Below are 10100 nucleotides of genomic sequence, written 5' to 3' on the forward strand. Positions count from 1 at the left end.
TTATTTCCTCAGCCGGTGCAATTGATACAGGAAGACCGGCGTGCCGACCAGCGCAGTCACCACGCCTGCCGGCAATTGCTGCGGCGCGATGACGGTGCGCGCCACCGTGTCTGCCAGCACCAGGTAGGCGCCGCCCACCAGCGCGGCGCTCGGCACCAGCAGGCGATGGTCGGGGCCGAAGGCAAAGCGGCAGGCGTGTGGCACGATCAGTCCGACAAATCCGATGCTGCCGGCGGTGGTCACGGCGCTGGCGGTCAGCAGGCCGGAACAGAAGAACAGGCCCTTGCGCAGGGCGCCGACGCGGATGCCGAGCGTTGCTGCCGCTTCTGCATGCAGCGCCATCACATTCAGGGAACGGGCTGCGCGCAAGGCGAATGCCAGGCCGCCGGCCAACACAATCCAGGGCAGCCAGCGGATCGGCGAGCCGGACAGGTCGCCGATCAGCCAGAACACCATGGTGCGCAGGCGGCTCTCCGGTGCAATCGACAGCATCAGGGTGACCAGGGCGATGCAAGCGGAAGACAGGATCACGCCCGTCAGCAGCAGCAGCGCTGTGCCGCCTTCCGCTGCTGTGCCGCCGCGCAGGTCGCGGCGTGCCAGGAAATACAGCATCATCGACACCACGACAGCGCCGGCGAAGGATGCCGCATCCACCATCCAGGCGGCGCACATGAACAGCAACGCCGCCAGTGCGCCGACGGAGGCGCCGGACGAAATGCCCAGCACGTAGGGGTCGGCCAACGGATTGCGCAGCAAGGCCTGCATCATCACGCCAGCCAGCGACAGCGATGCACCGGTGACGAAGGCAGTCGCCGCACGTTCGGCGCGCAGGCCAAGCAGGTGGCCAGGCAAGGAGGTCGGCTGCCCGCTGAGGAATTCCCGCAGCGCGCCCGGCATGTCGGCCAGCGGAATGCTGACCGACCCGATCATGCCGGCGGCCACCAGGCTGGCCAGCGATAACAGCACCAGCAGGATGATGACGGTGACGGCGCGCATGCGCAGGTTGGCGGAAAGAGGATGCATAGCGGGCAGCTTATCTCATTTATTTATAGCTGTAGCGCAGGCCGGCATACACGGTGGAGCCGGCGGTTGCGTAATTGCGCGCCAGTTCATAGCGTTTGTCGGCCACGTTGTTCCAGCGCAGGGTGGCAGTCCAGGAACGGTCGAATTCCCAGGCCGCGTACAGGTTCAGCAAGCCATAACCGCCCTGGCGGTTGCGGTTGGCCGTATCGTCGAAGCGGTAACTGGAAAGCTGCCATTCGGTGCCGGTACTCAGGCTGCCCGCAGTATATTCCAGCGCCACATTGCCATGGCGCTTGGCGCGGCGTACCAGCAGCTTGCCGCTGCCATCGTCTTGCGGGTTTTGCAGGTCGGCGTTGGCGGACAGCGTGAAGCTGTTGCCCAGCCGCTGGCGTGCCGACAGCGAAATGCCTTCCAGCGTTGCTTTGTTGACGTTATAGGCGCAGCCGAAGCGGAAGCCGGGCAGCGGGCAAGGCGTGGTATTCACCAGCAGGTCGGTCAGCTTGTTGCGATAAGCCACGGCGCCCAGCGCTGTACCGCCCTGCTCGAAGTGAATGCCGATCTCGCGGTTGCGGCCCTGTTCCGGGCGATTGGCCGGCAAGCCGTAGCCGGGGTAGTAAAGCTCATTGAAGGTGGGGGCGCGGAAGCTGGTGCCATAGCTGGCGTTGACGCGCAGCCCCGGCGTGATGCGGTAGCCGTAACCCAGGGAGCCGGTGCTCTTCGATCCGTACTGCGTGCTGTCGTCGTTGCGGGCGGCGGCGGCCAGCAGGTGGTCGCCGCGCTTCATGTTGTAGCTGGCGGCCCAGGAAGTGGTGCTGCGCTCGCGCACCAGGGCGGCGGTATTGGATTCGATTTCCTCCTTGCGATGCTCAGCCAGCAGTTGCAGGCTGTCCGTGCCCAGTGCGATATCGTTCTGCCAGCTGAATTGGGACTGCCTGGTATCGATCTGGCTGGCGGTGGCGGCGAAACTGCCGGACTTGTCGCGCGACTGCGCCACTTGCGTCGTCATCTGCCAGGCATCGCTCAGTCGATTGTGCGAGTAAATTGCTGCGGTATCCAGCTTCTGCGTGCTCCAGGCGCGCACTTTGCTGCCGCTGTCGAAATCCGCTTCCTGGTCGCTATGCAGGAACAGTATTCCGAGTTCGTGGCCGCGTGCGATCTGCCATGCCAACTGGCCGTTGGCGTGCTTGCGGTCATAGCCGTCGTCGTCCGCGTTATAGCTGGTACTGGCCGGCAGGGTGGCGGAGAAGCCGTCGGAGCGTTCCTTGCCGGCGCCGAGCGCGTAGCTGAAAGCGCCCGCGCCGCCGGAAATGCCGGCAGTGCCGGATCGGGTGCCGTAAGTGCCCGCCAACACGCTGGCGTCGACTGCCAGGCTGCCCTGGCCCTGCTTCGTGAAGATCTGTACCACGCCGCCGATAGCGTCTGCGCCGTACAGCGTGCTCAGTGGGCCGTACACGACTTCGATATGGTCGACGGCGCCCAGCGGAATTGCATTCCAGGCGGCGGCGCCGCTGCTGGCGGAGCCGATGCGCACGCCGTCGATCAGCACGATCACCTGGTTACCGTTGGAGCCGCGCAGGAAAACGCTGGAGTTGGTGCCCGGGCCGCCATTGCGGGTGACTTCGATGCCGCGCTGGCGCTGCAGCAGTTCGGTGATCGAGCCGGCGCCGCTGCGTGCAATTTCTTCCGCACCAATGCTCAGCGTGTCGCTGATGATGTCGCGTGCTGCCTGCGGCGTGCGGGTGGCGGTCACCAGCACGGAATTCAATACGGGAGCCTGGATTTGGGCCTGGACGGCAGGAGTGGCAACAGCCATTGCCAGCGACGCGAGGGCCGCTTGCCGGGTGAGGGGAAAGGTCATGACTACTTTCGTAACGAGCCGCCGGCCCACGTCCCCGTAAGCCGGCATGAACAGGAACGGGCGCAGGGCGCGTTCCCACCTGGTCTGGCCGGTATCCGGGCTGGCAAGTCTGGCGGCCTGGCCTTCCCATGCTTGCGCACAGTGGCCGGGAGGTCGCTGCCGCGCTGAAGGCGGCACTTGCTTACCGTTGCGGGGGCAGCACACGTTGGCTGTCAGGGACAGCGCCGTGTTTCCCGTTTAACTGCATTCGAGAATTCGATTGCGGGCACCAAAACCCCGCCATTATACGGACTTGGCGGGCCAGGACAAGCGAAGGATCTCGCAATACTTGATGTGGTTTGGCTTGGCGGCTGCCTGTTGCAGGGGCTCACCGGCCGCGATGGCAGCCATCAGGCGCATGGTGCCGGCATGGCAGACGACGATGGCGTTGTGCTGTAGTTCGTCGAGGAAGGACTGCACGCGGGCGGCCACTTCGCGCACGGTCTCGCCGCCACCAGGGCGGTAGTCGAGCAGGTCGGCAGCCCAGGCATCCACTTCTTCGTGCGCGATGCCGGACCACGGACGCAGCTCCCAGGCGCCAAAATGCATTTCCGCCAGCCGCGCATCTGGCTTGAAGTCGCCCAGCAGGGAGGCCAGGGCCGTGCAGCGCCGCAGGGGGCTGGAATACAGGCGGTGGCCCCGCGCGAGGCCGCGCGCCAGTTGCGGCGCCAGGCAGGCGTGGCCGGCGGCAAGGGCGTCCGGCGCGGCCGGGATGTCGCTGCCGCCGTAGCACAAGCCGGGTGCAATATCGGGCTGGGGGTGGCGGACGAGGATCAGTTCCACACGCAGGCCAGCACGCCAAGGTAGAACACCGCTTCCGTCAATTGCTGGACGGCGCCGAGGCAGTCGCCGGTATAGCCGCCGAGCCGCTGCTGGAATTTGCGCGCCAGCCAGAGTGTCGCCAGCAGCATGCCTGCCAGGCCCGTGCCCAGCGCCGCCAGCGGCAGCCAGCCCAGGGCCACGGCGCCCGCTGCCGGCAGCGCCGACGTCAGCGTGGCGATGGCGAACTCGCTGCTGCGCATTTCCTGCGCCAGCGGCTTGGCCTTGCCCTCGGCGCGGGCATATTCCATGCGCCAGATCAGCGAGCAGGCCATCAGGCGGGACAGCGGGTGGGCCGCCAGCAAGGCGCCCGGCACCGCCAGTTTCGGCATGCTGGCCAGGGCCGCCACCTTGGTCGCCAGCATCAGGCCGATGCCAATGGCGCCATAGGCACCGATGCGCGAATCCTTCATGATTTCCAGGACGCGTTCGCGCGTATGGCCGCCACCCAGGCCGTCGCAACTATCGGCAAACCCGTCTTCGTGGAAGGCGCCGGTGGCATAGATGCCGGCGGCAGTAGACAGCAATACGGCAACCGCGGGCGGCAGCACCAGCGCCGCAGCCGCGTACACGCCGCCCGCAATCGCCGCCACGACCAGCCCCACGGCAGGGAAATAGCGCGAGGCATGGTGCAGCCAGGCCGGCTCGAAGCCAACCCAGCGCGGAATGGGCAGGCGCGTGAAGAATTGCAGTGCGATGAAGAACAGGCGCAACTGCTGCATGGGCGCTTACTCGGACTTCTCGCTGACCTGGGCCGACTCGAAAGTCGCCATCTGGTTCAGGAAGTTGATGGCGGCGTGCAGCAGCGGAACGGCCAGCGCGGCGCCGGTGCCTTCACCCAGGCGCAGGCCCAGGTTCAGCAGCGGGCGGCCGCCCAGGAAGTCCAGCATGCGCTTGTGGCCATTTTCATCGGAGCAGTGCGAGAACACGCAATAATCCAGCACTGCCGGCTGTATCCGGGACGCAACCAGCAGGGCGCTGGTGACGATGAAGCCGTCGATCAGCAGCACCATGCGCCGTTCGGCGGCCTTCAGCATGGCGCCGGCCATCATGGCGATTTCGAGGCCGCCAAAGGCAGCCAGAGCCTGCAGCCCGTCCTGTGCGTCGGCATGCAGCGCCATGGCCGCCTCAATCACGCGCTGCTTGTGCAGCACGCCCTCGGGCGCCAGGCCGGTGCCGGCGCCAACGCAATCCGCCACCGGGATGCCGGTCAGGCGGTGCATCAATGCGGCGGCAGCGGTGGTATTGCCGATCCCCATTTCGCCGAAGCCCAGCACATTGCCCGGCAGCTCGGCCACCAGGTCCATGCCGCATTCCATCGCTTCCATGCACTGCTGCGCCGACATGGCCGGCTGCTGCGCAAAATTGGCAGTGCCCGGGGCGATCTTGCGGTTGACCAGGCCTTCGCGCGGCCCGAAATCATGCTTGACTCCCGCATCTACCACTTGCAGCGAGCAGCCGTTCTGGCGCGCGAACACGTTGATGGCGGCGCCGCCGGCCAGGAAATTTTCCACCATCTGCCAGGTTACGTCCTGCGGGAAGGCTGAAACTCCTTCCGCCACTACCCCATGATCGCCCGCGAACACCAGGATGGCAGGCTCGCGCACCTGAGGGCTGACGGTCTGCTGGATCATGCCTGCCTTGTGCGCCAATCCTTCCAGCGCCCCCAGGCTGCCCAGCGGCTTGGTCTTGTTGTTGATGGCGCGATCCAGTTGGGCCGCCAGGGCTTCGTCTTTGAGTGGGGTGATGTGTGGGATAGTCATCGCGGAATTATAATGCCCGTATGCGCATACTTATCATTGAAGACAATAAGGATATTGTCGCCAACCTGTACGGCTTCCTTGAGCCCAAAGGATACGTACTGGATACGGCAGCCAATGGTTATGGTGGGCTGGCGCTGGCCACCGAGCATGAATACGACGCTGTGGTGCTGGACGTGATGCTGCCCGGCCTGAATGGGATGGAACTGTGCCGCAAGCTGCGCGGGGAGCTGGGAAAGTCCACCCCGGTACTGATGCTGACCGCGCGCGACACGCTGGAAGACAAGGTTGCCGGCTTTGAGAGCGGCGCCGACGACTACCTGGTCAAGCCTTTTTCCCTGGTGGAGCTGGAAATCCGGCTGCGCGCCCTGGTGCGGCGCGCGCGGGGCGTGCCGGCGGCAACACCGGTGCTGCAATTCGGCGACCTGACCTTCGATACGGTCAATTTCGAGGTGCGCCGTGCCGGAAGGCCACTGGTGCTGACCCGCACCGGCTACACCATCCTCAAGAGCCTGATGAAGGAAGCGCCGCGCATCGTTACGCGCGATGCGCTGGAACATGAGGTGTGGGGCGACGAGCGGCCAGACAGCGATGCGCTGCGCACCCACATCCATGCGCTGCGCCAAGCCTTGGACAAGCCTTATCCTTTTGCCATGTTGCGCACGATCCCGGGCATTGGTTACAAGCTGGTGAGCTCAGATGAAGAAGGCTGATTCGCTACGCCGGCGCATTATCGGCGCCTACATGACATTTGCGGTCGCGGTTTCCGCAGTGTTTGCCATTATTGCCGCGCTGGCAGTCGAGGGCATTGAACAAAAGCTGGTCGACGAGCGCCTGGAAGAAATTGCCCTGTGGGCTGCGCCGCGCCATACCGGCGGCATGCCGGTTCAGATGCCGGCCGGGCTGACATTCCATCACGGCGCCGACATCCCGCGTTCGCTGCGAGGGCTGCCCCATGGCGTGCGCGAGATCACGGTCGACGGAACCGACCTGCACGTACTTGCAGGTAATGACGGACATGGCGAATTCGTGGTGGTGGATCATGACAGCGAATATGAAAAGATCGAGATCGTGGTCTATTCGATGTTCGCCGCAGGCTTTCTCGCTTTCGTTGCCTGTTCGCTGATCCTGGCCCGCTTCCTTGCCAATCGCATTGTGACGCCGATTACCTTGCTGTCGGAGGCAGTGGAAGAGCGCCGGGACCAACTGCCCTGCCTTGAGCGCAGCGATGAACTGGGCGTGCTGGCGCGCGCCTTTGCCCGCCGTACCGGAGAGCTCAAGCAGTTCCTTGACCGTGAGCGCTTCTTCACCGGGGACGTCAGTCACGAATTGCGCACGCCGCTGACGGTAATCAGTGGCGCGGCGGAAGTGCTGATCGCACGCACCGAGGGCGAGCCGGCACTGCAAGCGCCGGCTGAAAGGATTTATCGTGCCGCCCGCGAAGCCAGCGACGTGACCAGCGTCCTGCTTCGGCTGGCCCGCACGCCGCAAGGACTGGAGGCGCCGCAGCAGTCGGTCGCCGAGTTGGCGGAGTATGAGGTGGCCCGTTGCCAGCCGATGGTGGCGGATAAACCGGTCACCTTGCGCTACCAGGATGGCTCCGATTTCATCGTATATGGTTCGCGTGAACTGCTGCAGGCAGCCATCAGCAACCTGCTGCGCAATGCTTGTGCCTATACCGAGCAGGGCGAAATCGTGCTGCGCCTGGAGCAGCGATCCATCATTGTGGAAGATACCGGTCCTGGCTTGCCGCCGGCCGCCCTGGCCAGCCTGCGCGGCGAATCGAGGCCGGACGACGACGGGGCTTCCTCGGGGACCGGCCTTGGCCTGGGGCTGGTGCAGCGCATTTGCATCTATCTCGGCGCCGAATTGCAAGTTCAACAACGAAAGGGTGGCGGCACCCGTTTCGACATCAGTTTTCCAGCCGATTTAACGCAATCTTAACGCCGCCTTTACATAGCCTTTACCAAGTGCAAGCTATCGTGCGAGGATGAAATTACCTCGCATCCATTCCGCCTTCCTCCCGCTCGCAACTGCTTCCTTCCTGGTCCTGATCTATAACATCAGCTTCTGGAAGAGCTTTGTCTCTGCCACCGGCGGATTCAGGCTGTCCAACCTGCTGGTTTACCTTGGCTCCGTGCTGCTGCTGGTCCTGGTTTTCAGCGGGGTACTGGCGCTGGTTAACTTCCGCCGCCTGTTCAAGCCTGTTGTGATAGCGCTATTGCTGCTGTCGTCGATGACGGCCTATTTCATGTCCCAATACGGCATCGTGGTGGATGCTTCCATGGTGCAGAACGTGGTGGAAACCGATGTGCGGGAAGCCGGCGAGCTGTTTAGCTGGAAGCTGGTGCAATCGTTTTTGCTGCTGGGCGTGGTCCCATCATGGCTGATCTGGCGGCTGCCGGTGCGCTATGGTTCCCTGCGCCGTGAAGTGCTGGTCAATATCGGCCTGGTGGCTGGCTCGCTGTTGCTGTCGACCGGCTTGCTGTTCGTGTTGTTCAAAACCCTGGCGCCGGCAATCCGCGAGCACCGCGAATTGCGCTTCATGCTGACGCCGACCAATGTATTCCAGGCCACCAACGGCTACCTCAAACAGAAATGGGCGACGCCTGCCGTGATCGCGCCGCTCGGCACCGATGCGGCCAAAGGCAGCTTGTGGGCGGCGGCGGGCAACGGCGCGCGTACCGTGACTGTCCTCGTGATCGGTGAGACTGCCCGCTCGATGAATTTCTCGCTGAATGGCTATGGGCGCGAGACCAATCCTCGCTTGGCGCAAGTCCAGTCGCTGGTCAACTTCAACAATGTGAGCTCTTGTGGCACTGCGACTGCGGTCTCGGTCCCTTGCGTGTTCTCAGACCTCACTCGCGAGGGTTATTCGGAAGACAAGGCGCGCAGCAAGGAGGGGCTGCTGGACGTGCTGCAGCACGCAGGGTTGGAAGTGATCTGGCGCGACAACAATTCCGGCTGCAAGGGCGTGTGCGACCGCGTGCGCTTCGAAGATATGTCCAAGCCTGTCGCCGGCAACCCGCTGTGCAACACCGAAGAGTGCTATGACGAGCACCTGCTCGAAGGCTTGCCGGACCTGATTCGCAACTCTCAAAAGGACCTGGTGATCGTGCTGCACCAGAAGGGCAGCCATGGCCCGGCTTACTGGAAGCGATATCCGGCCGAATTCAAGAAGTTTGGGCCGGTTTGCCAGACCAATGAACTGGAGCAGTGCTCGCGCGAACAAATCACGGCGGCCTACGACAACACCATCCTGTATACGGACTATTTCCTGGATAAGACGATCAAGGTGCTGAAGGAGGCGGGGGTGCCGGCTTCCATGCTGTATTTCTCCGACCATGGCGAATCGCTGGGCGAGAAGAATATGTACCTGCACGGCGCGCCGTATATCTTCTCGCCGGAAGAGCAGCGCAAGGTGCCGATGATGCTGTGGATGTCCGACAGCTTCAGCCAGCGCTTCCACGTTGACCGTAGCTGCCTCGCGGCGCGCAGCAGTCAGCAGTTCTCGCACGATAACGTATTCCATTCCACGCTCGGCATGCTGAATGTGAATACGGCGGTTTACAACCCTAAGCTAGACATGTTCCATGCGTGTATCGATGATGCTTAAGACTTCCTGGGGATTGCTGGCGCTGGCGGCGTCGGCCACCCTGATCCTGTGGCTTGGCCAGTACACGGACGTTGACTTGCGCCTGGCCGACATGGTGTATGACCATGCGCGCGGGGTATTTCCTCTGCAGCATGCCTGGTTTGCCGAGCATTTCAACCATGTGATCCTGAAAGCCCTGTTGTCTTGCCTGGCCGGCGCCGCCGTGGTGATGGCTTTGTGGGATGCGTGGCGGCCGCATTTGCACTGGGCGCCCGCGAAGCGCCTGGGAATGCGTGTGCTTGGCATGTCGGCCATCAGCGTGCCGGTGCTGGTCAGTCTCCTTAAGCGCGCCAGTACTTCGCACTGCCCATGGGACCTGGAGCGTTATGGCGGACACGCCCCTTATATACGTTTGCTCGAAATGATGCCGGCCGGCGTCGATGCCGGCCACTGCCTGCCTGGCGGGCATGCCTCCAGCGCACTGTGGCTGATTGCACTGTCGGCCTTCTGGTGGCCAGCCCAGCCGCGTAAGGCGCTGGGTGTCGGCGCGCTGATGTTGGCATTCGCGCTGGGAGTTGGCTTCGTGCAGCAACTGCGTGGCGCCCACTTCCTCACTCACACTCTGTGGTCGGCCTGGATTGCTTGCGCAGTCGTGATGGCGAATTATTCACTTGCAAAACGCCAAGTGTTTGGTTATAGTTCTGTCCCTCGCAACGCAGCGCTGTTTGAACAGTGAGCGAAACGAGAAAAAGAAGGGGTTGACGAGTTGCACGCTGTACCGCATAATCTCGCTTCTCTGCTGCTGACGAACACAACGCTTCGTCGAACAAACAAGGCAGCGATCTTTAAAAATCAACAGTCGATAAGTGTGGGCGTTTGACGATATGCCCAGGCCCTCGGGCCTGATGCTCAAAATATACGTTATAACGCTCGCACAAAATATATTAAACGTAATCTCGAAAGAGATTCGTCAGTATTTTGAGTGAGTGACCTCCGGTAGCAATAT

Annotated in this window: 9 protein-coding genes and 1 riboswitch; of the genes, 4 read left to right on the forward strand and 5 right to left on the reverse strand. The window is 63.2% G+C overall.

Annotation, left to right across the window (positions count from 1 at the left end):
- From ASD58_RS17915 to cobT, 5 genes are all read right to left on the reverse strand, one after another.
- Entirely contained in the window at positions 1-1023 is a 1023-nt protein-coding gene (locus ASD58_RS17915; protein WP_057262589.1) for an iron ABC transporter permease, read from the reverse strand.
- A 19-nt stretch (positions 1024-1042) separates the two neighbouring features.
- Complete coding sequence (locus ASD58_RS17920) at positions 1043-2881, reverse strand: TonB-dependent receptor domain-containing protein (protein ID WP_057262590.1); 1839 nt, start codon at positions 2879-2881, stop codon at positions 1043-1045.
- A 68-nt stretch (positions 2882-2949) separates the two neighbouring features.
- Positions 2950-3169, reverse strand: a riboswitch (cobalamin riboswitch).
- Positions 3164-3703: a histidine phosphatase family protein gene (locus ASD58_RS17925; RefSeq protein ID WP_057262591.1), complete on the reverse strand. Its 540-nt coding sequence runs from the start codon at positions 3701-3703 to the stop codon at positions 3164-3166. Its footprint overlaps the riboswitch before it by 6 nt.
- On the reverse strand, positions 3694-4461 hold the full coding sequence (locus ASD58_RS17930) for an adenosylcobinamide-GDP ribazoletransferase (RefSeq protein WP_057262592.1): 768 nt from the start codon (positions 4459-4461) through the stop codon (positions 3694-3696). Before ASD58_RS17930 ends, ASD58_RS17925 begins: the two co-directional genes overlap by 10 nt.
- 6 nt (positions 4462-4467) lie before the next feature.
- A complete protein-coding gene (gene cobT / locus ASD58_RS17935; protein WP_057262593.1) occupies positions 4468-5502 on the reverse strand; it encodes a nicotinate-nucleotide--dimethylbenzimidazole phosphoribosyltransferase in 1035 nt (344 codons plus the stop codon).
- Positions 5503-5522: 20 nt separating this feature from the next.
- On the opposite strand from cobT, the gene ASD58_RS17940 reads away from it, so the two are divergent.
- From ASD58_RS17940 to ASD58_RS17955, 4 genes are read left to right on the forward strand one after another with little or no spacing between them, the layout of a single operon-like run.
- Positions 5523-6212: a response regulator transcription factor gene (locus ASD58_RS17940; RefSeq protein WP_057262594.1), complete on the forward strand. Its 690-nt coding sequence runs from the start codon at positions 5523-5525 to the stop codon at positions 6210-6212.
- On the forward strand, positions 6199-7443 hold the full coding sequence (locus ASD58_RS17945; protein WP_057262595.1) for a HAMP domain-containing sensor histidine kinase: 1245 nt from the start codon (positions 6199-6201) through the stop codon (positions 7441-7443). The genes ASD58_RS17940 and ASD58_RS17945 overlap by 14 nt, the downstream gene beginning before the upstream one ends.
- A gap of 46 nt (positions 7444-7489) precedes the next feature.
- Positions 7490-9115 (forward strand): phosphoethanolamine transferase, encoded by a 1626-nt coding sequence (locus ASD58_RS17950; RefSeq protein ID WP_057262596.1) that lies wholly within the window; start codon positions 7490-7492, stop codon positions 9113-9115.
- A complete protein-coding gene (locus tag ASD58_RS17955) occupies positions 9105-9830 on the forward strand; it encodes a phosphatase PAP2 family protein (protein WP_229210018.1) in 726 nt (241 codons plus the stop codon). Before ASD58_RS17950 ends, ASD58_RS17955 begins: the two co-directional genes overlap by 11 nt.
- Positions 9831-10100: the final 270 nt, after the last annotated feature.

It is taken from the genome of Duganella sp. Root1480D1 (assembly GCF_001427305.1).
Classification (GTDB): domain Bacteria; phylum Pseudomonadota; class Gammaproteobacteria; order Burkholderiales; family Burkholderiaceae_D; genus Rugamonas.